23 protein-coding genes and 2 tRNA genes are annotated in these 23,853 nt (G+C 44.5%); 6 read left to right on the top strand and 19 right to left on the bottom strand.

What is annotated here, in order from left to right; all coding sequences use genetic code 11:
* Nucleotides 1-276: 276 nt before the first annotated feature.
* The gene (gene lepA, locus NQ564_RS09135; RefSeq protein ID WP_008155419.1) at nucleotides 277-2,064 is read left to right on the top strand and encodes a translation elongation factor 4; all 1,788 of its coding nucleotides are present in this window, start codon (nucleotides 277-279) and stop codon (nucleotides 2,062-2,064) included.
* Nucleotides 2,065-2,144: 80 nt separating this feature from the next.
* Here the strand turns inward: lepA and NQ564_RS09130 are convergent, their stop codons facing one another.
* The 5 genes from NQ564_RS09130 to nusB all read right to left on the bottom strand — a co-directional run bounded on the left by NQ564_RS09130 (nucleotide 2,145) and on the right by nusB (nucleotide 5,664).
* A complete protein-coding gene (locus NQ564_RS09130; protein WP_008150383.1) occupies nucleotides 2,145-2,585 on the bottom strand; it encodes a DUF5606 family protein in 441 nt (146 codons plus the stop codon).
* Between the two features lie 181 nt (nucleotides 2,586-2,766).
* Nucleotides 2,767-3,345 (bottom strand): dephospho-CoA kinase, encoded by a 579-nt coding sequence (gene coaE, locus NQ564_RS09125; RefSeq protein ID WP_008150381.1) that lies wholly within the window; start codon nucleotides 3,343-3,345, stop codon nucleotides 2,767-2,769.
* Nucleotides 3,338-4,351, bottom strand: coding sequence for a YbbR-like domain-containing protein (locus NQ564_RS09120; protein ID WP_008150379.1), 1,014 nt, complete (start codon nucleotides 4,349-4,351; stop codon nucleotides 3,338-3,340). Before NQ564_RS09120 ends, coaE begins: the two co-directional genes overlap by 8 nt.
* A 12-nt stretch (nucleotides 4,352-4,363) precedes the next feature.
* A complete protein-coding gene (yajC, locus tag NQ564_RS09115) occupies nucleotides 4,364-4,675 on the bottom strand; it encodes a preprotein translocase subunit YajC (protein ID WP_005647768.1) in 312 nt (103 codons plus the stop codon).
* Between the two features lie 62 nt (nucleotides 4,676-4,737).
* Entirely contained in the window at nucleotides 4,738-5,664 is a 927-nt protein-coding gene (gene nusB, locus NQ564_RS09110; RefSeq protein ID WP_008150377.1) for a transcription antitermination factor NusB, read from the bottom strand.
* A 225-nt stretch (nucleotides 5,665-5,889) separates the two neighbouring features.
* On the opposite strand from nusB, the gene NQ564_RS09105 reads away from it, so the two are divergent.
* Nucleotides 5,890-6,252 (top strand): DUF3276 family protein, encoded by a 363-nt coding sequence (locus NQ564_RS09105; protein ID WP_008155425.1) that lies wholly within the window; start codon nucleotides 5,890-5,892, stop codon nucleotides 6,250-6,252.
* 101 nt (nucleotides 6,253-6,353) lie between these two features.
* On the opposite strand, the gene NQ564_RS09100 is transcribed toward NQ564_RS09105, so the two are convergent.
* Nucleotides 6,354-6,524 carry a DUF362 domain-containing protein gene (locus NQ564_RS09100; protein WP_005640945.1) on the bottom strand — a complete coding sequence of 57 codons (171 nt, stop codon included), beginning with the start codon at nucleotides 6,522-6,524 and terminating at the stop codon, nucleotides 6,354-6,356.
* Nucleotides 6,525-6,677: 153 nt separating this feature from the next.
* On the opposite strand from NQ564_RS09100, the gene porT reads away from it, so the two are divergent.
* The gene (porT, locus tag NQ564_RS09095; protein ID WP_008155428.1) at nucleotides 6,678-7,412 is read left to right on the top strand and encodes a type IX secretion/gliding motility protein PorT/SprT; all 735 of its coding nucleotides are present in this window, start codon (nucleotides 6,678-6,680) and stop codon (nucleotides 7,410-7,412) included.
* Here the strand turns inward: porT and NQ564_RS09090 are convergent.
* From NQ564_RS09090 to rsfS, 3 genes are all read right to left on the bottom strand, one after another.
* Nucleotides 7,399-8,232, bottom strand: a complete 834-nt coding sequence (locus NQ564_RS09090) for a phosphatidate cytidylyltransferase (RefSeq protein ID WP_008155429.1) — start codon at nucleotides 8,230-8,232, stop codon at nucleotides 7,399-7,401. The two genes, porT and NQ564_RS09090, sit on opposite strands and share 14 nt — an antisense overlap.
* A 115-nt stretch (nucleotides 8,233-8,347) precedes the next feature.
* The gene (ftsH, locus tag NQ564_RS09085; RefSeq protein WP_008150370.1) at nucleotides 8,348-10,390 is read right to left on the bottom strand and encodes an ATP-dependent zinc metalloprotease FtsH; all 2,043 of its coding nucleotides are present in this window, start codon (nucleotides 10,388-10,390) and stop codon (nucleotides 8,348-8,350) included.
* A gap of 34 nt (nucleotides 10,391-10,424) precedes the next feature.
* Nucleotides 10,425-10,784, bottom strand: a complete 360-nt coding sequence (gene rsfS, locus NQ564_RS09080) for a ribosome silencing factor (RefSeq protein WP_008150368.1) — start codon at nucleotides 10,782-10,784, stop codon at nucleotides 10,425-10,427.
* Nucleotides 10,785-11,008: 224 nt separating this feature from the next.
* On the opposite strand from rsfS, the gene NQ564_RS09075 reads away from it, so the two are divergent.
* A tRNA-Gln gene (locus tag NQ564_RS09075) sits at nucleotides 11,009-11,079 on the top strand.
* A gap of 36 nt (nucleotides 11,080-11,115) precedes the next feature.
* Nucleotides 11,116-11,186, top strand: a tRNA-Gln gene (locus tag NQ564_RS09070).
* A gap of 514 nt (nucleotides 11,187-11,700) precedes the next feature.
* Here the strand turns inward: NQ564_RS09070 and NQ564_RS09065 are convergent.
* From NQ564_RS09065 to NQ564_RS09030, 8 genes are all read right to left on the bottom strand, one after another.
* Nucleotides 11,701-12,636: an ISAon1 family transposase gene (locus tag NQ564_RS09065; RefSeq protein WP_129650243.1), complete on the bottom strand. Its 936-nt coding sequence runs from the start codon at nucleotides 12,634-12,636 to the stop codon at nucleotides 11,701-11,703.
* 28 nt (nucleotides 12,637-12,664) lie between these two features.
* Entirely contained in the window at nucleotides 12,665-13,024 is a 360-nt protein-coding gene (locus tag NQ564_RS09060; RefSeq protein WP_129650047.1) for an ISAon1 family transposase N-terminal region protein, read from the bottom strand.
* An 89-nt stretch (nucleotides 13,025-13,113) separates the two neighbouring features.
* Nucleotides 13,114-14,433, bottom strand: coding sequence for an ABC transporter permease (locus tag NQ564_RS09055; protein WP_129650045.1), 1,320 nt, complete (start codon nucleotides 14,431-14,433; stop codon nucleotides 13,114-13,116).
* A complete protein-coding gene (locus NQ564_RS09050; protein WP_008155433.1) occupies nucleotides 14,430-15,356 on the bottom strand; it encodes an ABC transporter ATP-binding protein in 927 nt (308 codons plus the stop codon). Before NQ564_RS09050 ends, NQ564_RS09055 begins: the two co-directional genes overlap by 4 nt.
* 5 nt (nucleotides 15,357-15,361) lie before the next feature.
* Nucleotides 15,362-17,488: a DNA primase gene (gene dnaG / locus NQ564_RS09045; protein WP_008150364.1), complete on the bottom strand. Its 2,127-nt coding sequence runs from the start codon at nucleotides 17,486-17,488 to the stop codon at nucleotides 15,362-15,364.
* 442 nt (nucleotides 17,489-17,930) lie between these two features.
* Nucleotides 17,931-20,090, bottom strand: coding sequence for a S46 family peptidase (locus NQ564_RS09040; RefSeq protein WP_008150362.1), 2,160 nt, complete (start codon nucleotides 20,088-20,090; stop codon nucleotides 17,931-17,933).
* Nucleotides 20,091-20,176: 86 nt separating this feature from the next.
* Nucleotides 20,177-20,644, bottom strand: a complete 468-nt coding sequence (locus NQ564_RS09035) for a CYTH domain-containing protein (RefSeq protein WP_008150361.1) — start codon at nucleotides 20,642-20,644, stop codon at nucleotides 20,177-20,179.
* 24 nt (nucleotides 20,645-20,668) lie between these two features.
* Entirely contained in the window at nucleotides 20,669-21,745 is a 1,077-nt protein-coding gene (locus NQ564_RS09030) for a DUF2027 domain-containing protein (protein ID WP_129650043.1), read from the bottom strand.
* A 340-nt stretch (nucleotides 21,746-22,085) separates the two neighbouring features.
* Between NQ564_RS09030 and NQ564_RS09025 the strand changes: the two genes are divergently transcribed.
* Nucleotides 22,086-23,306: an S-adenosylmethionine:tRNA ribosyltransferase-isomerase gene (locus tag NQ564_RS09025; RefSeq protein ID WP_008150354.1), complete on the top strand. Its 1,221-nt coding sequence runs from the start codon at nucleotides 22,086-22,088 to the stop codon at nucleotides 23,304-23,306.
* On the opposite strand, the gene NQ564_RS09020 is transcribed toward NQ564_RS09025, so the two are convergent.
* Together NQ564_RS09020 and NQ564_RS09015 are read right to left on the bottom strand one after the other, a co-directional pair.
* Entirely contained in the window at nucleotides 23,279-23,602 is a 324-nt protein-coding gene (locus tag NQ564_RS09020; protein ID WP_008155441.1) for a type II toxin-antitoxin system RelE/ParE family toxin, read from the bottom strand. The two genes, NQ564_RS09025 and NQ564_RS09020, sit on opposite strands and share 28 nt — an antisense overlap.
* A complete protein-coding gene (locus tag NQ564_RS09015; RefSeq protein WP_008150351.1) occupies nucleotides 23,590-23,763 on the bottom strand; it encodes a hypothetical protein in 174 nt (57 codons plus the stop codon). Before NQ564_RS09015 ends, NQ564_RS09020 begins: the two co-directional genes overlap by 13 nt.
* Nucleotides 23,764-23,853 lie beyond the last annotated feature (90 nt).

The following is a 23,853-nucleotide window of genomic DNA, read 5'->3' as shown; positions in this document are numbered from 1 at the left end:
GTATAATAAACCAGACTAAATTTTCTATAAAAATTCAAGGTAACCGCACCAAATTCATTTCTCTCCATAGAAATAAGAAATTGTTGCTGCTGAATTTGGTACGGTTGCCCTATGAACCTATAAAATCCTCATTCCAGGTATGAAAAAAATCTGTATATTTGCACCACTGAAAGTGAATATCTGTCAGTAAACTTTGGATATTTTTTTACATATATCTTACAATAAGTTTCTGAATATGATATAAGCTTTTGAAAATAAATATATTACGGTATAAAAATGAAGAATATCCGCAATTTCTGTATTATTGCTCATATTGACCATGGTAAAAGTACTTTGGCCGACCGTTTGCTTGAGTATACCAAGACAGTAGAAGGTAAAGATTTGCAGGCGCAGGTTCTGGACGATATGGACCTGGAACGTGAACGAGGCATTACGATCAAAAGTCATGCCATTCAGATGAAGTATAATTATAAAGGAGAAGAATATATCCTGAATCTGATCGATACTCCGGGACATGTCGACTTTTCATATGAAGTTTCCCGCTCGATTGCTGCTTGTGAAGGTGCTTTGCTGATTATTGACGCCGCTCAGGGCATTCAGGCACAGACTATTTCCAATTTGTATATGGCAATAGAGAATGATCTGGAGATTATTCCGATCATGAACAAGATAGACCTTCCAAGCGCTATGCCGGATGAGGTGGAAGACCAGATTGTTGAACTGCTGGGATGTCCGCGGGAAGACATTCTCCGGGCCAGTGGTAAGACAGGAGAAGGGGTTTACGACATTTTAAATACGATTGTCGAAAAAGTACCGGCTCCGAAAGGTGATCCGGAAGCCCCGTTGCAGTGCCTGATTTTTGACTCTGTGTTTAATTCCTTCCGTGGTATTATTGCTTATTTCAAAGTTGTAAACGGGGTGATCCGTAAAGGAGACCATGTTAAGTTTATTGCAACCGGTAAGGAATATGATGCCGATGAGGTTGGGGTATTGAAGCTTACGATGTCTCCTCGTAATGAGATTCGTACCGGGGATGTCGGTTATATTATTTCCGGTATTAAAACTTCCCGCGAGGTCCGGGTAGGAGATACCATTACACATGTGGCTCGTCCGGCGAAGGACGCGATTGCCGGGTTCGAAGAAGTAAAACCGATGGTCTTTGCCGGTGTTTATCCGATCGATAGTGAAGATTTCGAGAATTTGCGTGCTTCTTTGGAAAAACTCCAGTTGAACGACGCCTCTTTGACATTCCAGCCGGAAAGCTCGGCTGCATTGGGCTTTGGTTTCCGCTGCGGCTTTTTGGGATTGTTGCATATGGAGATCGTGCAGGAACGTCTGGATCGTGAGTTCAATATGGATGTGATCACGACTGTTCCTAATGTGTCTTATAAGGTTTACGATAAAAAAGGCAATTGTACGGAGGTACATAATCCGAGCGGCTTGCCTGATCCCACGCTGATTGATCATATCGATGAGCCGTATATCCGTGCATCTGTCATTACCAATACGACTTTCATTGGTCCGATCATGACACTTTGTCTGGGTAAACGTGGCATATTGATCAAGCAGGAATACATTTCCGGTGATCGTGTCGAGATTCATTATGATATGCCTTTGGGGGAGATCGTAATCGATTTTTATGATAAGCTGAAAAGTATTTCTAAAGGGTATGCCTCTTTTGACTATCATATCCATGATTTCCGTCCGAGCAAGCTGGTTAAACTGGATATTCTTCTGAATGGAGAACCTGTGGACGCTCTTTCGACGTTGACTCATGTGGACAATAGTGTTACCTTCGGTCGGCGTATGTGTGAAAAACTGAAAGAGCTGATTCCTCGGCAACAGTTCGATATCGCTATCCAAGCGGCTATCGGAGCCAAGATTATTGCCCGCGAAACGATAAAGGCGGTTCGTAAAGATGTTACGGCCAAATGTTATGGTGGCGATATCTCTCGTAAACGTAAGCTACTTGAAAAGCAGAAAGAAGGAAAGAAACGAATGAAACAGATCGGTACGGTTGAGGTTCCGCAGAAAGCGTTCTTGGCTGTATTGAAACTGGATTAGAAAGGAATATTCTAAAAATAGATGGCATGTGAAATGAAAACTACGGTCATTTACACATGCCATTTACTACTATTCTATCATTAAGCCTCTTCTTGCGTTTCTTCAGCCGGAGCCTCTTCTGATGCGGGTTCTTCCGGTGTGAATTCTGTGATGCCGGCGCCGATCAGGATGTTATACCAAGAGATCAATTTCTTGATATCGCTTGGATATACACGTTCACGGTCGAAATTGGGAAGGATTTCTGCGAAATAAGCACGCAGTTCGTCCGGCTTGGCGGATGTGGGGATAGAAGCCTGCTGTCCGTTTTCTTTATTTTTGACGCTGGTCAGAACTTCATGCAAGGGAACTTCTGCTTCATCTGTGTAGATCGCAATGTCTCCCAGAGAAATTACTTTATCTTTTGCGTATGCAGGAACTCTTTTCTTGTCTGCTAACGACTCAACAATCAGCATATTTTTCCCGTGGGAAACCAATTTAAACAATCCCGGTTTACCCGAGATAGACAAAATCGTCTTCAACATAATACTTTGTTTTTCTAATAGTGTTTAACTTTTGTGCTGCAAATGTAGCATAACTGTCGGGAATTTCCGGCAGTTTTGAACATATTTTCTTGTTTCTAATGATTATTCACTAAGCGAAAAGGTCTCTTTTGACCGGATATCTTCGTTGTTCTGTTTGTTATAAAATTGAAAATCAATATTTTCATGTATTTAGCCCAGTAAGGAAAGCAGTTATCTGCGGAAGTAAAGCCTGCTTGCCGTCATTGAAGACCACGTAGTCCGATTTCTCTTTCTTCACTTCGTCCGGCAATTGGCTTTCGATGCGGCGTATGACTTCTTCGCGAGAAACGACGTCGCGTTCGAGTGCCCGTTTGATGCGTACCTCCATCGGGGCATAGACCATCAGTGTCGTATCGACAACCCGGTTAAAGCCCGATTCGAAAAGGATGGCGGATTCGATGGCGCATACCGGAGTATTTTGTCTCTCGGTCCAAGCAAGAAAATGACGGTTCACTTCCGGATGAATGATCGCATTCACTTGTTCAAGTCGTTCCGGATTTCCGAAAATATGAGAGGCAAGCCGTTTTTTATCCAAACCGTCGGCCGTATAAAGCTGCTCGCCGAATAAGGCAATCAGTTTTTCCCGGATAACGGGTGACGTGGCTGTCAGGAGCTTGCTTTCCGTATCGGCGATATACACGGGAATGCCTGATAACTCCAACAGAGTGGCTACCACTGATTTGCCGCTTCCGATTCCTCCGGTGATTCCAATCTTAATCATTTGATTTTGTTTGTTCCAATATAAATTCGATCCGATCAGGTGAAATAGTGGCGACATCCACCCAGCTCGGTTTTTTGTCCAGTTGCAAAGGTAATGTTCCCGAAGCGCTTTGCTCCAAATCGGCAAAAGAGATCCGTATCTCGAAATCATCCGCCGAGACATCCTTGAAGCGTGAAAGGGGAACACTACAGCTCACTTTCACGACAGATGGGAATGTGCGCAAGGTATAATGGCGCGGTAGGTTGGTACAGACAACCGGTATTTCCAGTGTCTTTTCCGTATATTCTTCTATTGGGACCGTGATGGTCACACTTGTCGGTTCGAGAGTGGCTCCGTCTATTTTTTCCAGTTGGATAGTGCGCGTGACGGTCTTGTTTCCTTTCTTGATCTCGGTATAGACCGTTTTTATCTCTTTCAAGGTATCCAGAACGACATCGCTGGCATAAACGCTGATGTTGCGGGGGGTAATGGATATATCGCCTGAGACTTTGAAACCGGCATTCGTCTGGACAGTTCCCTCGAACACGGCCGGTATCTCCTTCTTTATACGTTTGCTATAAGCTGCATCGATATACTGGGGCTCGAAGCTGAGCAGGGAAGTAGTCGCAATCAGATGTTTCTTTATATCGCTTTCGATATCCTTTCGGCTGATGACCAGTTTACCGGCTTTTTCCGGCTGTGCCTTCATGTTGGCCTCAATCGGGGCAAACGAACGGCCGAAGGAGTAGTTCAGCAATACGCTCCCCTTGTCTTTCACTTTGACCGTAATGGCTTCGGGCGGTGTTTCCGTGAAAGATATATCCGGTGGCACATTCTTGTATTTGACCGGAATCTTGATATCTATTTCATACTCCTGTTGGAGGCTCTGGAGAAGCCAGAAGCCGAAAGCCAACAGTATAAAACAGAAAAAGATCAAGGCTTCTTTCCACTGTTGACGGCGAAGAAAAGCCTTAATCTCTATCCGGACAGACTTGAATGTTTGTTTGATTTGTCCAAGTCGTGACATATGTTCCGTTGTTTATTTTTGCTGTGCGTCCTCTGCAGATGCAAACACGGATGTTTTGTCTACACGGATGCGTACGCCATCAGAAATTTCAATCAACATATAGGTGTCACCGATTTCTTTGATTTTTCCGTAGATACCTCCGGCAGTGATCACTTTATCTCCCGCTTTCAAAGCTTCGCGGGCTTTCTGAATTTCTTTTTGTTTCTTTTGTTGCGGACGGATCATAAAGAAATAGAAGATCGCAACAATAACAACCATCATCAAAATACCAGACCATTGCTGGCTTCCACCGGCGGCCTGAAGTAAAATAGTAAGTAAGCTCATATAACTATAAACATTAATAAGTTAATATCAATTCGATACTGACACAAATGTAAGGATAATAATTAATCTTTGAGCAATAACTTTTCTTTTTTTAACTCGTTGACTACGGAATCTAAAATACCGTTGATAAACGTTCCGCTTTTCGGGGTACTGTAGTATTTGGCCGTGTCGATATATTCGTTCAGCGTCACATTGATGGGAATTGTCGGGAACGTCATGATTTCAGCCAGTGCAACCTGCATGATAATAAGGTCCATATTCGCTATGCGTTCGGTCTCCCAGTTCTTCATGTGCTTGTTGATACGTTCGCGGAATTCACTACCTTTCATTAAAGATTGGCGGAATAATTTGATGGCGAAAGACTGGTCTTCGAGATCTTTAAACATCGGCAACAATTTTTGTTTGCTTCCGGCTGTTTCTTCGAATTGTTTGATTGTTTTCAGCGTAAATGTTTCGACGATGGAGATATCGTCGTTCCAATAAATACTCTTATCTTGTAGGTAGTCGTCGATCGCTTCGTTGCCGCAAATCAGTTTTTTGAATACGATGCGCCAGAATTCCTTGTCTGTCTCGTATGAATCGTTTTCGTTGTTCAGATATTCTCTGTACTGTTCGGACGATAAGATCAGGTCGAGTACCATTTTGATGAAATCTTCATCGTTATCCCATGAAAGCCCCTGCTCGGCCACATACTTCCGAAGCGCTTCGTTTTCAGCTATTTGTGCAGCGAATCGGTTGTCTATCAGTCGGGTGTTAGGGTTCAACTCGGCTTCAGTCGGCATATACTTGTTTTTACGGGCATCCAGGATGCGTCTTTGTAAGTTTGTGACGTCGACAATTAGGAGAAGAAAATAATGATATAAGTCATAAGACTTTCTAAGACTGAAAAGCAATTCGTTTTCCGCTACTTTGAGGTCGTTGTTTCCGTTTTGATAGTAAGAATATACTATCTGTAAAACTTTAATGCGGATTAAAATTCTGTTGATCATCGTTTGAAGGAACTACTTGTTATAAATTTGGCTGCAAAGTTAGTCATTCTTTTGATAAAAGTTCGCCGCTTTGCTTAATTTTATGTGTGTTATTTATTATTTCATACTATTCCGATTCTTTATACGCATTTTCATGCGTTAAAATAGTTGTTGTTTAAAAAAAAATGCACATATTTGAAGCAAGTTATGATAAAATGGGTGGGTGTTTAACGAATGTTTGCTATAATGGAAGACTCGGTGAAGAAAATACAGGTTGAAGGTGGTGACAAAGAGATTTTATACTCTAAAACCATTAAAGCAGGAAAAAGGATTTATTATCTGGATGTAAAGAAGAATCTGAAAGACGATTTGTTTCTGGCTGTGACGGAGAGTAAAAAGGTACAGCCGAAGAATGGTACGCAGGTTTCTTTTGAAAAACATAAGATTTTCCTGTACAAAGAGGACTTTGACAAGTTCATGGATGGGATGAATGATGTAATCAGTTACATTAAGCGATGTAGAGCTGGTGAAAAGCCGGAGGAGTCGGTGTCGGATGAAGACCGGCAGGAAGACGACTCGGATGAGATCAAACTGAATATCGAATTTTGACGAAGTCGGCAAAGAATGAGAAAATAATAAGGGGCTGTTCCGAAAGGAAACAGCCCCTTATCTTTATAGGTCCTGTGAAAGAAACCTATCGATGTTGCGGTTTATTCTGCCGGATGAATTGCTTCAGTAGGACAAGCATCTGCGCAAGTTCCACAATCTGTACACATTTCAGGGTCGATGCTGTATTTGTCACCTTCTGAAATTGCTCCTACCGGACATTCGTCAATACAAGTACCGCAAGCGATACAATCGTCACTAATTACGTAAGCCATTTTTTTAAACGTTTAAATTGATAACTATTAGTTCGTGCAAAAATAGAGCTTTCTTTGAATTAAAAAAAGAACTCCTCCTTTTTTTTACAAATAAATGTTCTTTTGCAATAAGTCGGGTTCTTTCCCGTTATAGATTCAAAATTACGAAAAGAATTGAGACGTCTACTGTTTATTATATGTGTGTTCTTTCTGTCTGTAACTGCTGTAATGGCACAGAAAGAAAAGGTGAAGAACCAGCCCTATGCGGATTTGAAATGGTTTCATCTGGGATTTCATGTAGGTTTGCATGCGCAGGATTTGATATTGACTAATACTGGTGTGGCAACAAATGGTGAAACTTGGTATGCTGAGATTCCGAGCTATTCGCCCGGTTTTAGTGTCGGGGTTATCGGAGATATGTACCTGAATCCATACTTCAACCTGCGTTTTACGCCGACTATCCACTTCGGTGACAAGAAATTTGTGTTCCGTCGTCCTGAAATGGAAGGAGTGGAAGGGACGGATGAAAATCCGGTGGTAAGTATGTATTCCACTTCTGTCCGTTCCAACTATTTGACGTTTCCGCTCGATGTGAAGTACAGCGCTTTTCGTGTGAATAACTATCGTCCTTATCTTATCGGCGGTATTTATGGCGCTTTCGACCTGGGGCGTAAAAAAGGAAATCCGATCCTGTTGAAAGGAACGGATTTCGGTGTCGAGTTCGGTATCGGATGTGATATTTATCTTCCGTTTTTCAAATTATGTCCGGAACTTAAGTTCAGTTTCGGCTTGGTAGATTTGTTGGAGAAAGACCGGGGTGACCTGACAGATCCGGAATTAATCAAATATCCAAACTCCCTGTCCAAAGCAACTTCCCGGATGGTAACGCTCACTTTTAATTTCGAATGAATAATTCAATATAGATGTAGCTGGCGGGAACAGCCAGCATAACGCTGTCGAAACGGTCCAGCATTCCTCCGTGGCCTGGCAATATATGGCCGGAATCTTTTACACCGAGTGTACGTTTCAGAAGGGATTCGATCAAGTCTCCCCAAGTTCCGAACAGGACGACTGTAGTTGCCAGCCCTAACCAATTCAGCCGGCTTATTTCCGGAGCGAACCAGGCGAATGCCTGCGAAGAAGCCAAAACGAGGATCAATCCGCCAAAGAAGCCTTCCCATGATTTCTTGGGAGAAATCCGTTCAAATAATTTCCTTTTTCCGATCAGGGAGCCGACCAGATATGCTCCGGTATCGTCCAGCCAAACAAAAATAAAGATTGCCATGATGAAGAGCGGCGTGTAGCTCATGACACCGGGTGTTCCCGGCTCTGCTCCGATGAAGTTCAGCATGGAGAAGGAGCCGGCACAATAAATCTGGGCAAAGAGCGTAAACGCCCAGTTGTTGATCGGGTTCGGCGCCTTATAGTAGAGTTCGGCTATCATTGTCAACATGATAAATAACAGGTAGGGAAGGAATATCTTTCCGTCTGTCAACCCGTTTGCATAAACGAAGGTGGCGATAAACAGATATACTCCTCCGAGCACATTTACGGCTCGTTGCAGATTTGCATTTTCGTAATGCTTGACCAGACCACCGAATTCCCAAAGGGTCAATCCTGTTATAATACAAAAAAGAATAAGGAAAAAAATCGGATGGATACAAATGGCACTGACCAGTACCACGACGAATATAATGCCGGTTAACGCCCGTATAATCAAATTTTTCAAGACGATAGTGTTTTTTTATTGATTTATTCAGGTACAAATATAATTAAAAAATAAATTCCATGCCCATCTGTTTCAAATTTAGTGGACATGGAATTATTATTTATTGTGCGGACAGTTATGCATTTACTGCCTTACTGTCGGATGTCGTGACAATTGTGTCATCTTCCTGTTTACTTGCTTCGGTAACTTTCGCTTCTTCGGCCTTCTTGCCGTTTGCTTTCTCTTGCAGTTCCAGGATCTCTTCCGAGCGGGAAACCCAGGCACGCTTACCGAAGATATGTTCGACATCTTCAGTGTAGATTACTTCCCGTTCCAGCAATACCTGAGCCAACATGTTGTGGCCTGATGCGTGTTCTTTCAGAATGCTTTTGGCCCGTTCGTACTGTTCATTGATAATGGCCTGTACTTCCAGGTCGATCATCCTGGCTGTTTCCTCACTGTACGGTTTGGTGAAGCCCCAGTCCTGTCCGCTTGAATCGTAGTAGTTCAAGTTCGGCAGTCGGTCGCTCATACCGAAATAGACGACCATCGCATAAGCCTGTTTAGTTACTCGCTCAAGGTCATTGGATGCTCCGGTAGAGATTTTTCCTAAGAAAAGTTCTTCGGCAGCGCGACCGCCGAGGGTGGCACACATTTCGTCCAGCAATTGTTCACGGGTGGTGATCTGACGTTCTTCCGGCAGATACCAGGCGGCGCCTAATGCCTTGCCCCTCGGAACGATCGTTACTTTAACTAACGGATTGGCATGTTCCAACAACCAGCTTAAGGTGGCATGACCAGCTTCGTGGTTGGCTATACATTGGCGTTCATCCGCAGTCGTTATTTTAGTGCGTTTCTCCAAACCTCCGACGATACGGTCGACTGCGTTCATGAAGTCTTCTTTCTGGACAAACTTTTTACCGTTACGAGCGGCAATCAAAGCTGCTTCATTGCAGACATTAGCAATGTCGGCACCGGAGAAACCGGGAGTCTGGCGTGCCAGAAATTCGGCATCGACACTTTCGTCGATTTTGATCGGACGCAGATGCACTCCAAATATCTCTTTACGCTCGTTCAAGTCAGGTAATTCCACGTGAATCTGGCGGTCGAAACGTCCTGCACGAAGCAGCGCCTTATCCAAGATATCGGCGCGGTTAGTAGCTGCCAGGATAATAACACCGCTGTTGGAACCGAAACCGTCCATTTCAGTAAGCAACTGGTTCAACGTGTTCTCGCGTTCGTCATTGCTGTTCATATTTACATTTTTGCCACGGGCGCGGCCGACGGCATCGATCTCGTCGATAAATACGATACAAGGAGCTTTCTCTTTTGCCTGACGGAACAGGTCACGTACGCGGGAAGCACCTACGCCGACGAACATTTCTACGAAGTCCGAACCGGATAGGGAGAAGAACGGGACATCTGCTTCTCCGGCTACAGCCTTGGCCAATAATGTCTTTCCGGTTCCAGGAGGGCCTACGAGTAAAGCGCCTTTAGGTATTTTACCTCCTAATTCCGTGTACTTTTCGGGGCTTTTCAAGAAAGAAACGATCTCTTCCACCTCCTGTTTCGCTTCGGCAAGGCCGGCGACATCCTTGAATGTCACTTTCCGGTCGTTGTCTTTATCAAAAAGTTGTGCTTTTGCCTTTCCCACACTGAATACACCGCCGGGACCGCCGGTCGCACCACCGGACATTCGTCGCATCAGGAAGATCCACACGACGATGATCAGCAAGATCGGGCCGAACGAAACAAGAAAATTCCAGATCGCATCATCGCCTTCTTCGAAGCTGACTTGCGTAGTGATATGATTTTCGGCAACGGCTTTGTCATAGAAATCCGAGAATTTATCGGCCGATGGTATTTTGACATACACTTTCGGGTTGGTACCCAATGTCGCACTATCTTTTCTGAACACCAGACCTTTTCGTCCGTCTTTTACGGTTGCTTCAACCAGATTCTTCTTGTTGTAGACGACCATCCGGTCGAATACGTTTTCCTGTGCTAATTTCTGGAATTCGGTCCAGCCTAATTCTTTAGATGCCGAAGAGTCGTTCGTCAGATACAAAGCAAAAAGCATAAGAAAGATGAGTCCATACATCCAGTATAGGTTGAACTTGAACATCTTCTGCTTGTTATTCTTCGGATTTTTGTTAAAAATGTCGTTTTTATTTTCCATATGTGATTATCTCTATACTATGTAAGATCGGTCATCAGTCGAGGTTAGCAATCTGTGTCACTTTGGCATCCGACCAAAGATTTTCCAGATTATAAAACTCGCGAAGTTCCGGTAAAAATATATGTACAAGAACCGTGCCATAGTCCATCCCGATCCATTCGGCACGCTGTGCTCCATCTATCGACAGCGGTTTTTCACCAGCCTTACGATGGGCAAAATCCCAGGCTGAATCAGACAATGCGGAAACCTGGGTAGGAGTGCTTCCTTCGCAGATTATCATATATTGGCAGATTGAGCCGGATAATTGGGTTAAGTCTACGGTTACAATGTTTTTGCCTTTTTTTTCCTGTAGGCCTTCTACAATCGTTTTAACTAATTCTTCTGTTTGATCCATTATTTTTTATTGAGTAATATTCGAAGTCGCAAATATACTTCTTATATTTATTATGTGGGTGATTTCCCTCTATTAATATATGTATATACTTGCAAAATCAAAACAAGCAGGAAAAGAAAAAAGTTTATTAATGAAAAAAAATTACAGTATCGTTTGTTTATTTTGAAAAAGTATGTACTTTTGCACTCGCTAACAACAAGAGAGTTGACAAGCTTTATTGAAATTGTTCAATGGTGTAATGGTAGCACAACAGATTCTGGTCCTGTTAGTCCAGGTTCGAGCCCTGGTTGAACAACGAAATAATTGATTGTCATTTTTGTTGAACGGAAATTGTTCAATGGTGTAATGGTAGCACAACAGATTCTGGTCCTGTTAGTCCAGGTTCGAGCCCTGGTTGAACAACAAAAAGCCTGTCATTCTTTTGAGTGACAGGCTTTTTTCATACATATCTTTTACAATATCAGGGCGATTGTGGATCATACCGAAATCCTGAGGGATTAAAATATAATCATCTCCCAAAGTATCCATTGCATCTTCCTATAAGCCCCCTGATAGTATTTAAGTATTTATTATAATCCCCGATAGTGTAAAAATAATTCCAGATAAATTTGTTTTGTATAAAATAAAAGCGTTCCTTCGTGCTGTCACTCATTTTCAGAGAGATTATAGGTATAGAGTGAACAAAAACAAAGGAGCCTTGACTGTGCAATGGGTATAGCTTGACAACTTTCAGGTCAAGCTTTTTTATAACAGTATATAACGACAAGAAATATAATAACCCAAACCTTAACTATTAGAAAGAGTGTGTTGCCTCTATATTAGAGGGACACGCTTTTTTATTGTAGTTATGTTGCAGTTCTTTTATTTAGCCCGGTTATGTACGTATAAGGAGATACCTATATTCATAGAGAATTAATTATGCATACATATTGGTGAGTCTGAATAAGAAAAAAGCAATATCCCTCACGCCTCTCAGCTGTGCTCTAAAAGCTTTGATTTTAGCATTGAAGGACTCACTCGCGGCATTGGTGGAGCGTCTTTTAAAAAAGCCAACAATATTCAAGTAGTGTGTTTGTATGGTTCTGGCAACAGTGCCAAAAGACAGGAAACCGGATTTGTCCACCTGATCATACCAATGTGCCAAACGCGTCAAGGCAATATCTGCCGATTGTGCCTGATGATATATCAACCCTAACCTCATGCTTAAGTAATAGGCCTTCTTGATATCGGGATATTCCCGGAAAAGGATTTTAGCTCTTTTTCTTTGGCTCTCCGACCACAGTTCAGTTTTTTTGAACAAAAGATAGCGGCTTCTGGCCAACAGCTGTTTTCGACTGTCCCCATTCTCAAATGTTTCAGTAACAAAAGGCTGTCCTGATGCTTTAGCGTATGTGATCTCGACCATTTCTTTATCCAAGGCTTCCCATCGTGCCTTTATCCGCATTTCCTGAACGGCTTCAAAAGCTAACTTTTGAACATGAAAACGGTCGATAACCAGCTTGGCAGCCGGGAAACAGAGACGGGCTATCCGGGCCATATTGGGTGCCATGTCCAATGTTATTTCCCGAACTTGAAACCGCCTGCGACGGGAAAGTTTGAGTATAACTTGGGATACCTTTTCTACGGATGTCCCTTTGATCATGGCGATGATTGTGCCTTTTCTTCCTTTGGCCTCTTTGTTAATCAGGATTGTATACAGTTCTCCCGACGACAGTGCCGTTTCGTCCATCCCGACGTAGGGTCCAATGTTTTTCTCGAAGAGAATCCATTCTTCGGCATGGGCACGTTGCTCCCAATTCCTGAAATGACTCAGATGATTCTTATATTGGGACTCCAACAGTTTGGCTTCCATTCCGTAATGATCCGCCAAAAGACTAATGCTAAGAGCGCGCGAGTCGATCCAATGCTTTTAAAAAAGACGCAAATTCAGTCGTTATTTGCGTTCCTTCTGCCACTAATTTCCAATTGCGGCTTACATACTTGCCAGTACTGTGATTGAACCATCTTCGTTTTTTGATAAACAACAGGCAGCTACGCCCACGCATCGGATAATCCTGCATCCTGACTTGTTCATAAAAGCCCTTGCTCTCCAAGTTATCGGTTGCATATTCTTTAGGATGTATATTCTTCTCTTCAAAATATATTTCTACCCTATCCGACTTTTCTTTGAAATCAGACAACTCAAAATAATCAAACATTCCCTCCAGAAAGATAAAACGAAGAAATTGATCGTAACTCATCTCTTTTATTTTTTTACTGCCACTAAGATACGATTTTTCCCCTCAGGATTTCGGGATGATCCGCGATTGTTACAATCGCCCTAACAATGTTATTTATATTTTACCCATTTGATCATTTCTTTGATGCTTGGTTTCTTTCCATACATTAAAATACCTACACGGTAAATTTTGGCCGAGAACCAGATGATGAGTAGGGCTGTGGCAAACAGCAAGGCAAACGAAAGCGCCAATTCCCATACCGGAATGTCGAATGGTAAACGGACCATCATCACGATAGGGGAGGTAAACGGAATCATCGAACACCAGAATGCCAGCGGGCCATCGGGATTATTCATGCTGTAGATTCCGGCATACAAGCTGAATGCCATTAAAAGCATAATCGGGGTCATGAACTGCTGAGCGTCTTCCTGCTGTTCCAGAGCACTTCCGATGGCAGCGAATAGAGCTGCATACAGTAGATAGCCTCCGATAAAATAAAGAACGAAGCTGGTGCCGATCATTCCGAAGTTGATTGAATTGATAATTTCCTGCACTTGGATGCTGATATCGGAAGAACCGGCAGCCACATTGTTTACGCCCTGTGCTGCCATCTGAGCGGCCACCATATCTTCAGGTGACGTGTTGCCACCGAAAAAGAAAAGGCTTCCCGATACCAAAACAGTTGTCAGGATTCCCCACAGGAATACTTGTGTCAGGCCGACAAAACCGATGCCGATGATTTTCCCCATCATCAGGTCGAATGGCTTGACGGACGAAATCATCACTTCGATGATACGGTTCGTCTTTTCTTCCATCACTCCCTGCATGACCATCCCACCGTACATGATGATAAACATATAGATAATGAAGGTCAATATCATACCCAAGATAGAGGCAACCTCGGCCGAAGTGCTTTTCTCGCTTCCGTCTTCGTCCCATTTGATGGTCTTGATATTGAAGTTGATCTTGCTGTCTTCGATGATCTGTTTCAGGTTGTCTATATTGTAAGAGGCGAGTTTCTCGTCTTTCAGGTATTCAGACAACGTTTTGTCGATCGTATTTTTCAATCCTATCGGAATTTGCTTTTGCGAGTAGAGTGTTGCGGCGGTCGGATTTTGCAGCAAATCGTCTGTTATATTCAAGAATGCGAATATTTCCTTATCCGGATTTTTACGATATTCTTCCAGGCTGGAACCTTTTTCGGTGATGAAAGTGTATTCTTCTGTGTCTTTGAACAGCGAGGCGTATTTGCCTGTCGTGTCGATGATCGCCACCTGCTTGGCATCATCTCCTTTGATAGTGGATAGCCAAAGCGGGACGAATACCAGTGCGGCAAACAGGAACGGCGTCAGGAAAGTCAGCAACAGAAACGATTTTTTGCTGACACGGCGGAGGTATTCTCTTTTTATTATAAGTCCTATCTTATTCATGCTTGCGTAGTATTTGTACCGGAGACGGTGTTAATAAATATGTCGTTCATTGAAGGTATCTCTTCCGTAAAAGAAATAATTTCGGTCTGTCCCGCCAATGCGGAGAGAAGGGCAGAGTTGGTAATGCCCGGCTCTTTATGGATGCGTACCTCGCTTGTTCCGGCCAGGTCTTTTTCCGCCAGCAGGCTGAACATTTCCGGGATGGGTTGCAACTTCCCTGATCCAGTATGGAAACGGATGGTGAAATTGTTTGTCCGGAAACGACTTTTCACTTCTGTTACATTGCCGGAAAGTACAACTTGCGAACGGTTGATCAAGGCGATATTATCACAAATCTCTTCAACAGACGACATGTTGTGCGTGGAAAAAATGATCGTGTGTCCAGCATTCTTCAGTTCGAGAATTTCTTTTTTCAGCAATTCGGCATTCACAGGGTCGAATCCGCTGAACGGTTCGTCGAAGATCAGAAGTTTCGGTTCGTGGATGATGGTGATGATAAACTGTATTTTCTGTTGCATCCCTTTGGATAGCTCTTCCAGTTTCTTATTCCACCAAGGCATGATATCGAATTTTTCGAACCAACGTATCAATCTTGTGCGGGCTTCCTGGTAGGAGAGTCCTTTGAGCTGTGCCAGGTAGATGGCCTGTTCACCGACTTTCATTTTTTTATACAGGCCGCGTTCTTCCGGCAGGTAACCGATCTGATAGATATCTTCCGGCTGGAACTCACGTCCGTTAAAGCGGACAAGGCCGCTGTCGGGGGCCGTGATGCGGTTGATGATACGGATCAGTGTGGTCTTGCCGGCTCCGTTCGGCCCTAATAACCCGAAGACTTTCCCCTCGGGAACTTGGATGCTAACCTTGTTGAGGGCGAGGTGGTTGGCGTATTGCTTTACCACGTCTTCCGTTTCTAAAAAGTTCATAGGCATTACATTTTTAATATGATTCTTTCTCCCAATTCTTTACTTAATATATTTTTTATTTCATTCAGGCGTGTGAGCTTTTTCATCAGCTCGAAAACCTGTTCCATGTCTTCGTTGTTTTGCATGTTCTTGATCTGCGCCTGTATCTCTTTGATTTGCGAGAGGATATAGGCATCTTTGAAAGCATACAGTTCCCGGATTACCAGCTGGTCGAGTTTGTCTTCTTCCTGTTCCAGCTCCCGGTATTTGGTGTGATACTTGCTAAGCTGATACTTTTCGCTAATCAGGTTGGCGGCAAGGCGGCTCACGTTCGGGTCGGGATGGGCGAGGAAATACCGGTTTGCGATGAACCCTTCGGACTGGCAACGGTCGGCCGCCTCATCCATCATACTCTTGAAAAGCGGAGTATAAAAGGTCAGGTCATCGCGTTCCAGCTCGGAACGGATATATTCGGAAACGCGGATTATGACTTCCTCGTTCGTCTCTTCATCCGTATATTGAAACAGGATACGCTCGCCATAACGTACGATGTACCGCAGCAGGACGATTTCGTATGCCTCGTAAGGTGAACGCTTCGGTCCGGCCGGAATGTGTGCCGGCGGTGTGAAAGGTGCTGTCGGCGGTATGCTGCCTCCTCCGTCATCGGGACCGTATTCTTCAGGCGGTGGCGGCGGGATCGTATTGTCAGGAGGCAGGGAACTTTCCTGTGGTTGTTCCGTCAATGCCTCTTCCGGGTAAGGTTGGTAACCAGGGATATCCGGATATTCGGGGAGATTGACAGGAGTAGCTGGGATGGAGGAAGGTGAAGTATTTGTCTGCCTTTCCCCCTTGTTGAGACGGATTTTGTTTACTTCGTTCAACAGAAGCATCTCGTCTATTTCCATCATCGCACTGCATTCCCGGATATAAAGGGAGCGGGCGATATTGTCGGGGATGATGGCTACCGTCCGGATAATATCGGAGATCAGTGCCGACCGTTTGATAGGGTCTGTTCCCGCATCATCCAATAGCAGGCGCGTTTTGAAACGGATGAAATCGGTTTCGTTCTGCCGGATAAACTCGGCAAACTGGCTCGCATTGTGCTTGCGGGCGAAAGAATCCGGGTCTTCTCCGTCCGGGAGGAGCACCACTTTCACGTTCATACCGTCTTCTAATAGCAGATCGATACCGCGCAAGGCTGCTTTGATACCGGCTGCGTCGCCGTCATACAAGACCGTGATGTTGCTGGTGAAGCGGTGTATCAGGCGGATCTGCCCCTGTGTGAGGGCCGTACCCGACGAGGCAACCACGTTCTCGACTCCTGCCTGATGCATGGAAATCACATCCGTGTAGCCTTCCACCAAGAAGCAGCGATCAGCCTTTACGATCGCCTGTTTGGCGAAATAGATTCCGTAAAGCTCATTGCTCTTATGATAAATCTCACTTTCGGGCGAGTTGACATATTTGGCCGTCTTTTCGTCTTTCTTCAGGACGCGTCCTCCGAAAGCGACGACTTTTCCACTGAGCGAATGGACCGGAAAAATGACACGCCCGCGAAAACGGTCGTTTACCCCGCCGTTGTCGTAGGTGATCACCAAACCTGTCTTTTCGAGAAATACTTTTTTGTAGCCGCTCTTTGTCGCGGCTTTATACAAGGCGTCCCGTTGGTCGAGGCTGTAGCCTAACTGGAATTTACGAATCGTATCTTCGCGGAAACCACGTTCGGCAAAGTAACGCAGGCCGGCAGCTTTGCCTTCCTGGTGTTCGTAGAGCTGGGTCGTGAAGTATTTCTGTGCCCAGCTATTGACGATCAGCATACTTTCGCGGTCGCTGCGTACCTGCTTTTCGCGTTCCGACAGTTCTCGCTCTTGTATTTCGATGTTGTATTTCTTGGCAAGATAGCGAAGCGCATCATAATAAGAAAGCTGCTCATGCTTCATAATGAAGTGAACAGCCGTACCTCCTTCGCCGCAAGCAAAGCATTTGCAGATATTCTTTGCCGGCGATACATAGAAAGAGGGTGACTTGTCGCTATGAAAAGGACACAACCCTACATAGTTTATACCTCGTTTCCGAAGGGTAACGAATTCGGAAACAACGTCCACAATGTTTGCAGCATCCAGTATCCGGTCTATGGTAGGTTGATCGATCATTGCTTATCTTTTTATGGATTGCAAAGGTAAAAAGATTTCAGATTTATGATTCAATCGGAACAAATAGTTTTCGCAGATACATTTGCCTATCACGTTTATAGTGGTAGAGGTGAAGGTAAAAAAAGTTACCTTCTCCTTACATAAACCTTGTTAAACAAAGCGTGTGGTTAAAAGGTGAATGGTGAACCATAAAGTTGTCGAAAACATTTGTTCAAAAGTAGTCGGGAGTCGTTTTATTGGGTTTCCGTCCCCAGAAAGATAGCCTAAAGGCGAAAAAACAGCCTATGACCTATGCGAGGGCAGGCTATAGGGGGATGGCAAAAAGGGTATAGGCTTTTCGGAAATAGCCTATACCCTTTCAAAAATGCTGCCTACAGTTTGTTTTATAAAAAGCAAAATGTAACGTATAGCGTTACGATCAGTCGAATCTCTTGGTGTAAAGTTATTCTTCAATCTCCATCTCATCCAGCAAATATCCCGCTCCGGCATATTTGTCCATGATGAAGAGGACGTAGCGGATGTCGACAATGATGCTGCGCTGGTAGTCGGGGAGATACTGGATATCGCCACCGACTCCTTCCCAGTTGCGGTCGAAATTGATTCCGATCAGTTCACCGTTTGCATTCATCACAGGGCTACCGGAGTTTCCACCGGTCGAATGAGTGGTTGTACTGAAAGCAACAGGCATTTTTCCGCCGGGAGCTTTGTAGCGTCCGAAATCTTTGGCGGCATACAGCTCTTTCAGGCGGGTGGGTACAACGAATTCCCAGTTGGTGGAATCTTCTTTTTCCATCACACCGTCCAGTGTTGTCTGATGACCGTAGTAGTCGCAGTCACGCGGGCTGTAGCCTTTTACCTGTCCGTAGGTGAGGCGTAAGGTAAAGTTGGCGTCGGGGAAATTGGCACGATCGCCATACATGGCCAGCAAACCTTTTACATAAGTACGGTGAGCCATTGCATACCCATCTTCAAATTCTTTTAAGGCATTCTTCAGATTGGTTTCTTCTGCACGGACAGACTTGGCAAAAAGAATCATCGGGTCGTTTTCCAACGCTTTGACAGATGGGCGGGAGAGGAATTTATTGAAATTATCCTCACTACCGAAGATGGATTCCTCGAACAGATAGTCGACGAACCGGTCCGTGTCTCCTTTGAACTTCTTGTCAATCAGTTCGAAATAGGTCGGTTGTGCTTTCGGATCGATCTGGCTACGGTATTCTTTCAGCATCACTTTGGCGATTTTCTTGTCTACGTCGGCTGAGTAATTGTTGTTGGCGAATCCATGATAAGCCCGTTCTAACAACCGGAGTTGTTCCTGTCTGGCTTTTTTGTCTTTCCCTTTCAGGGCATCTATGAGGACCTTCGTTTGAGTCGGCACGCTTGTAAATTCAATCCCTCTCAGAATCGCTTCGTCCAACATCCAACTGCGGAAACGCAGGTCTTTACGATCCGATACGATCTGTTCGAGTGCCATCAAGGCATCGGGATAGCTCGGTTCGCACATTTTGTTGGACCAGGCGATCAGTTTGTCCTGTTCCTCCTTTTTCACTTGTTCGAAATTCCGCTTTTTGATGGCCCAGTTGCTGCCGATCGCATTTTTGTAAGCATTTGTCGAGCCAGCATATTTGCTGGCATACTGAATTCGGACAGCCGGGTCTTTCAACATCTCGTCTAACATGACTTTCTGGCGCAAATCACGGATGTGGATACGGACCGTGTTGTCGATATCACGGCGTTCCGCCACTTCCCAGGAAGTATAGTATTTATTGGTCCGGCCGGGAAATCCCATCATCATGGCATAATCGTTTTCCTGGACGCCTTTCAATGAAATCTTGAACCAGCGTTTCGGGCGAAGCGGGACATTCTTGTCGGAGTAGGGAGCCGGGTTGCCGTTCGCATCGGCATAGACACGGAAGACGGAGAAGTCGCCTGTATGACGCGGCCACATCCAGTTGTCGGTATCAGCGCCGAACTTCCCGATCGACGAGGGAGGAGCCCCTACGAGACGGACATCGGAATAGATTTTCTTTGTGAACATGAAATACTGGTTACCACCGTAGAACGCCTTTATCTCGACTTCCGTGCCCGGATTGTCCTGCAGGAACTTTTCTCCGGCTTTTGCTTTTGCCAGTCCGTTCAGAAATTTAGGGGAGAGGAAATTCATGCTGTTAGGATCGGTGTCTTTTTCCAGTTCCTTTTTCACATAGTCGGTCACATCCTCTATTTTATCGATGAAAGTGACGGTCATGCCGGGATTCGGAAGTTCCTGATCGCGCGACATGGCCCAAAAGCCGTCTGTCAGGTAGTCATGCTCCAGCGTACTGTGACGCTGGATGCAGCCGTAGCCGCAATGATGGTTGGTCAGGAGCAATCCTTCCGGTGAAACGATCTCGCCCGTACAACCGCCTCCGAAGATGACGACGGCATCTTTCAGGGAAGCCGAGTCGGGGCTATAGATGTCATAATCTTGCAATTTAAGTCCCAGAGCTTGCATTTCCGGGAATTTTTGTCCTTTCAGCAAGGGTAACAGCCACATGCCTTCATCGGCTGTTACCGGTAGCGACAGGATGGCTGCCGCGAGGGAGATGATGAGTCTCTTCATTGATTTATGATTTATGAATTATGAATTATGATTTCAGATTTATGGCTTTATCGTCTTCATAAATCATAAATCTGAAATCATAAATCTTACCATTGTTTATACGGATGTTTTGTCAACATCGAGTTATAGTAACGACGATCTCCACTGACCTCTTGTCCGATCCAGTCGGGCCGTTCAAAAGGTTCGTCCTCGGAAGCCAATTCTATTTCCGCTAAGATCAGCCCTTCGTTCTCGCCATGAAAAACGTCGATTTCCCAAGTGTGTTTTCCTGCCGGGACCAGATTGCGCATTTTGTCTATGGCGCCGGGTTCGCATAGTTTCAATAGCTCTTCCGCATCCGCTAACGGTATCTTCTGTTCGAACTCGTAGCGGCTCAACCCTTTCTCATCCGATGCGCCCTTGATCGTGAGGAATCCTTCTTCCCCCCGGATGCGCACCCGTACTGTCCGTCCGGGTTGTGAACAGATATACCCTTGCACGATACGTTGTGCCGAGGTCACTTGCCGGCTGAAGTCACCGGTGACAAGGAATTTTCTTTCTATTTCGGTAGCCATGATGAGCAGTGGATAATTGACAACTTATTTAATCGTTACCATCGTTGCTCCGAAGCCGTATTCGCGGAAGGAGGCATCTTGGTAATAATGTTGTTTGTATTTTGTTTTTAGTTCTTTCTCGATTGCCTTGCGCAGTACCCCGTCGCCTTTTCCGTGGATAAAGACGATTTTCTGTCCTTTGTTGGCTGCGTATTTGGAGAGCACTTCATGGAATTTTTCCAACTGGTAGTTCAGCATGTCAGCGTTACTCAGCCCATTGGTGTTGTCCAGTAGTTCAGTGATATGCAGATCCACTTCGAGGATAGCGCTGTCTGTCGCTTTCTTCTTGACGATTGTTTGGGGAGCGCGGCGGTCTTCGCGTACCTTCTGCTGCATGGCTTCCTGCAATTCGGCTGCGGAAATCAGCAACTCTTTTTCGGGGATATCCTGGCGCACGATCGGGTAGACCATTGCATCTTCGTCGAAGAAATCGTTTTCCATGAAGCAGTGTTGCTTATAGAATTTGACCGTATCGAGATGGAGTTCTACCGAAATGGCATTCTTCAATGAATAAGGTTTGTCTTTTTTGAACGCGATCAGTTGCACGCAGATACGTTCCAAGTCGTTCAGTTCTTCTTTGCCGAATTCTTCCAGGAAAATCTGTGTATTCGGCTCCACGATACCGTTATAGCGGCTGATCCAACTGTTGTTTTGGCGATTCATATAATTGAAGAACAGATAGTAATTGCTGTCGTTGATGAAATAGGTTTCGTAACCGCTTCCCTGCATCACTTTGGCAGGCTCTATCGGGAGGTAAGCCAAGTAGATATTCAGCCGTTCGCCCTCTACGGTCTCCGTTACTTTTTCCATTTCGGGTTGAGGCGCCGGTTTCTTTGGTTGTGGGGCAGGACTCTGTGTTATGGGAGGCAGCGGTGAACGCCGGGAGCTATGTACTTGCATCTCGCTGTCTCCTACGACTACACATTCGCGGATCAGCGCCGGCACTTCGAATCCGTCTTCATCTTCCACCAAAACCTGGTCTTTTCCTTTGAAACTACGAACGACACCTCCACCGGTGCTGTTCAGGAAACGCACTTTGTCTCCTACTTTTATGTTACTCATAATTCGATTTACTTTTGTTATTTGCCACAAAAGTAGTAAAATTCAGCGATTAATCCGGTTTCGGACGGTTGATTTGCCAACCCTGCTTTTTATAGGAAATATCAGCATATCATTTTGCTATACTTATAAAGGCAAAGCATGGCAAAATGAAGTGTTAAAAAATATTACCCGCGATACTAATTCCAAATACATGCATAACTAATCCGATTTAGATGGGGTGGTAGTGACATTTTGATAAATCCGGGGTCGGATTCTTGTTCGTGTTTTCTGATGCTTTTTACCTATAAATTTGTACTTTTGCAACCCGGTTCGATTAAAAGAGCCTGTAATAGCAAAAGTCATGACAACACAGACGCAACAGATACGCATCGAAGATTTTGATTATCCGCTGCCTGACGAGCGGATCGCCAAATTCCCGTTATCCAAACGGGATGAATCGAAACTCTTATTATATAAGGAAGGAAAAGTCAGCGAGAGTATATTCAAGCATATTACGGATTACTTGCCGGATGGATCTCTGATGGTATTCAACAATACGCGGGTGATCCAGGCACGTCTGCTGTTTCAGAAAGAGACAGGTGCGAAGATCGAGATTTTCTGTCTGGAACCGGTCGAGCCACATGATTATGCTTTGGTTTTCCAGCAGACTGAATGCTGCCGCTGGACTTGCCTGGTCGGCAACCTGAAGAAATGGAAAGAGGGGGTCTTGAAGAAGGAGGTGCAGTTTGGCGACGAGACTGTCATACTGAAAGCGGAAAAATTACAGACCTGCGGGGATAGCCATCTCATCGAGTTTACATGGGATCATCCGACTTGCACGTTTGCCGACCTGTTGGATGCAGCGGGCGTATTGCCGATCCCACCTTATTTGAACCGGGAAACCGAGAAAAGCGATTTGCAGACCTATCAGACGGTTTATTCCAAGATAAAAGGTTCGGTGGCCGCTCCGACAGCCGGTCTGCATTTCACTCCGGAAGTTCTGGCTGCTATTGATGCTCGGGGGATCGGACGGGAAGAATTGACGCTTCATGTTGGAGCCGGGACATTCAAGCCTGTGAAAAGCGAGACGATCGAAGGACATGAGATGCATACGGAATTTATCTCCGTACGCCGGAGTTCGATCGAACGGATTAAGAATAACCTCGGTAAGATTATTGCAGTCGGCACGACTTCGGTCCGTACGCTTGAAAGCCTCTATTATATGGGGGGCACATTGGCTTCGAATCCGGATGCCACTGCCGAGGAGCTGATCGTTAAGCAGTGGATGCCTTATGATGAAATGAATAACAAGCTGACGGCTGGCGAGGCTTTGCAGAATATTCTTGATTACTTAGACAGGCATCAGGCGGATAAACTGGTGACGGCTACCCGGATTATTATCGCTCCGGGATATGAGTTTAAGATCGTACGTGGTATTGTGACTAACTTCCATCAGCCGAAAAGCACGTTGCTGTTGCTGATATCCGCTTTTGTAAAAGGAGACTGGAAAAATATTTATGATTATGCCTTAGGGCATGAATTCCGTTTTTTGAGTTACGGGGACAGCTCGCTGTTGTTATAGAGAACGGGTAGATCGGGTAGTAGTTGTGCTGAATGATGAATGGTAAGAATATCTATGCGTTTGTCATTCAGGACTAAATAAACAATTCTATAGTTGGAACGAATTAATTCCCGCACATGATATGTGTCATATTCAGGAACAATTCTTCCTGATAGGGGAAATGTTTCTAAAATACTAACTGAATCAAAAAGATAGTTTACCATTTTTGAGGCTTGGCGATAACTATGCTGTTCGATGTAATCTCCGATATCATTAAGGTTCTGAATTGCAAAATTAGTCCATTTTATTTCAACCATTTTGATAGTTTGTTTTTGGCTTCTTGTTTGGTATTGGTTAACATGAATGAAGATTCTAAACGGCCTTTTTCTATTTTTTCAAGAAAAAGTAGTTTATCCTTTGCTTCTTTCAGAGATGAAAGGTTAGCCGGTTCTTTTAAGATGTTCAATTCATTTAGCATAGCTCAATTGGTTTTATTGTTTGGTCAAAGATAATCATTTCTTTTTAATTCAAACTTTTGATGCAATAAGATTATTACGCATTCGTTGTA

The sequence above is a fragment of the Parabacteroides johnsonii DSM 18315 genome (assembly GCF_025151045.1).
In the GTDB taxonomy this organism is placed as follows: domain Bacteria; phylum Bacteroidota; class Bacteroidia; order Bacteroidales; family Tannerellaceae; genus Parabacteroides; species Parabacteroides johnsonii.
This window is presented reverse-complemented; position numbering and strand designations above follow the sequence as displayed.

What these genes read in the sequence shown, in the direction of transcription:
- NQ564_RS09130 (WP_008150383.1), bottom strand. Translation starts at nt 2,585, where the DNA reads ATGTTGAAGACGATTTTGTCTATCTCGGGTAAACCGGGATTGTTTAAA.
- ftsH (WP_008150370.1), bottom strand. Translation starts at nt 10,390, where the DNA reads ATGGAAAATAAAAACGACATTTTTAACAAAAATCCGAAGAATAACAAG.
- NQ564_RS09100 (WP_005640945.1), bottom strand. Translation starts at nt 6,524, where the DNA reads ATGGCTTACGTAATTAGTGACGATTGTATCGCTTGCGGTACTTGTATT.
- NQ564_RS09020 (WP_008155441.1), bottom strand. Translation starts at nt 23,602, where the DNA reads ATGGTTGAAATAAAATGGACTAATTTTGCAATTCAGAACCTTAATGAT.
- lepA (WP_008155419.1), top strand. Translation starts at nt 277, where the DNA reads ATGAAGAATATCCGCAATTTCTGTATTATTGCTCATATTGACCATGGT.
- nusB (WP_008150377.1), bottom strand. Translation starts at nt 5,664, where the DNA reads ATGATCAACAGAATTTTAATCCGCATTAAAGTTTTACAGATAGTATAT.
- yajC (WP_005647768.1), bottom strand. Translation starts at nt 4,675, where the DNA reads ATGAGCTTACTTACTATTTTACTTCAGGCCGCCGGTGGAAGCCAGCAA.
- dnaG (WP_008150364.1), bottom strand. Translation starts at nt 17,488, where the DNA reads ATGATCGATCAACCTACCATAGACCGGATACTGGATGCTGCAAACATT.
- rsfS (WP_008150368.1), bottom strand. Translation starts at nt 10,784, where the DNA reads ATGGATCAAACAGAAGAATTAGTTAAAACGATTGTAGAAGGCCTACAG.
- NQ564_RS09065 (WP_129650243.1), bottom strand. Translation starts at nt 12,636, where the DNA reads ATGGAAGCCAAACTGTTGGAGTCCCAATATAAGAATCATCTGAGTCAT.
- NQ564_RS09105 (WP_008155425.1), top strand. Translation starts at nt 5,890, where the DNA reads ATGGAAGACTCGGTGAAGAAAATACAGGTTGAAGGTGGTGACAAAGAG.
- NQ564_RS09025 (WP_008150354.1), top strand. Translation starts at nt 22,086, where the DNA reads ATGACAACACAGACGCAACAGATACGCATCGAAGATTTTGATTATCCG.
- NQ564_RS09055 (WP_129650045.1), bottom strand. Translation starts at nt 14,433, where the DNA reads ATGAATAAGATAGGACTTATAATAAAAAGAGAATACCTCCGCCGTGTC.
- NQ564_RS09060 (WP_129650047.1), bottom strand. Translation starts at nt 13,024, where the DNA reads ATGAGTTACGATCAATTTCTTCGTTTTATCTTTCTGGAGGGAATGTTT.
- NQ564_RS09040 (WP_008150362.1), bottom strand. Translation starts at nt 20,090, where the DNA reads ATGAAGAGACTCATCATCTCCCTCGCGGCAGCCATCCTGTCGCTACCG.
- NQ564_RS09015 (WP_008150351.1), bottom strand. Translation starts at nt 23,763, where the DNA reads ATGCTAAATGAATTGAACATCTTAAAAGAACCGGCTAACCTTTCATCT.
- NQ564_RS09035 (WP_008150361.1), bottom strand. Translation starts at nt 20,644, where the DNA reads ATGGCTACCGAAATAGAAAGAAAATTCCTTGTCACCGGTGACTTCAGC.
- NQ564_RS09120 (WP_008150379.1), bottom strand. Translation starts at nt 4,351, where the DNA reads ATGTCACGACTTGGACAAATCAAACAAACATTCAAGTCTGTCCGGATA.
- NQ564_RS09050 (WP_008155433.1), bottom strand. Translation starts at nt 15,356, where the DNA reads ATGAACTTTTTAGAAACGGAAGACGTGGTAAAGCAATACGCCAACCAC.
- coaE (WP_008150381.1), bottom strand. Translation starts at nt 3,345, where the DNA reads ATGATTAAGATTGGAATCACCGGAGGAATCGGAAGCGGCAAATCAGTG.
- NQ564_RS09030 (WP_129650043.1), bottom strand. Translation starts at nt 21,745, where the DNA reads ATGAGTAACATAAAAGTAGGAGACAAAGTGCGTTTCCTGAACAGCACC.